This window comes from Vibrio sp. Hep-1b-8 (assembly GCF_006124995.1).
In the GTDB taxonomy this organism is placed as follows: Bacteria; Pseudomonadota; Gammaproteobacteria; order Enterobacterales; family Vibrionaceae; genus Vibrio.
Genome location: NZ_QEWN01000078.1, coordinates 1 through 1,110 on the forward strand (window position 1 = coordinate 1; position 1,110 = coordinate 1,110).

Annotated in this window: 2 protein-coding genes; both read left to right on the forward strand. The window is 43.5% G+C overall.

Annotated elements, in window-relative coordinates:
• Positions 1 to 328: SUMF1/EgtB/PvdO family nonheme iron enzyme (locus tag DA100_RS08375; protein WP_138971731.1), on the forward strand; the 328-nt coding region annotated here is incomplete at its 5' end.
• Positions 329 to 465: 137 nt separating this feature from the next.
• A partial coding sequence (locus DA100_RS08380) for an IS630 family transposase (protein ID WP_171052182.1) occupies positions 466 to 1,110 on the forward strand: 645 nt, incomplete at its 3' end.

Consider the following 1,110-nt stretch of genomic DNA (forward strand, 5'->3'; position numbering starts at 1 on the left):
ATTAGGTGGCTATGAGGAGTTTACCGAAAAAACCGCTAATGTTGATACGGATCTAAACCCTGTTGGTACTTATGCTCCCAATCCACTTGGTCTTTATGATATGACTGAAAATGCTGCTGAGTGGGTCAATGATTGGTACGCTAAAGATTATTATAAAGTGTCACCAAAACTTGATCCTCAAGGGCCCGAAACGGGTGAGAACAAAGTCAAACGAGGTGGTATAGGTATGGTTAATACCTCTCGCGTACACTATCCATTGAGCGACTATATGCCAGCACTCAACTCAGGGTTTCGCTGCGCAGTCCAAAGCACCGAACAAACTTATTAGCCTCGAAAACGACCGCCTTACGGCGGTCGCTATGGTTAAATATAGTAACCGATTCTTAACGGGACACACGTTTTAACTATACCCCTGATCATTGAAAATGCTTGATTTTATTTAGAATCAGGATCATGCTACGAACCATGAAAATTACACTGACTCCTCAGCAGAAACTGCAACTCGAACAAATGCACGATTCTACTCGTGATGGTCGAGTGCGTGACCGTATTAAAGCAGTATTGCTTACCACAGAGGGGTGGAGTCAGACCATGATTGCTCAAGCTCTTCGCATTCATGAATCAACCGTTGCACGCCACCTTAGTGACTACGCTCTTTCTGAAAAACTTAAGCCTGAAAATGGCGGAAGCCAAAGCAAGCTTTCTGCTACTCAAACCATGCACCTAATCGAGCATTTGACTGAGAAAACCTATTCTCACACTCATCAAATTGTCGCCTACGTTAAAGAGGCATTTGGACTTGATTATACGGTCTCTGGTATGAACAAATGGCTTCACCACAATGGCTTTAGCTACAAGCAACCGAAAGGCGTTCCACACAAGTTTGATAAAGCAAAACAGCAAGCATTCATAGAGGCTTATGAAGCTCTAAAGGCAAGCTGTGGCAAGGATGAATCGATAGTCTTTATCGATGCAGTTCACCCAACCTTATTAACAAAAATATCTCATGGCTGGATACGTACTGGTCAGGCTAAAGTGATTGAAACAACGGGCAATCGTAGCCGATTGAACATTATTGGCGCACTAAACCTGTCAGATATTGGTGCCACC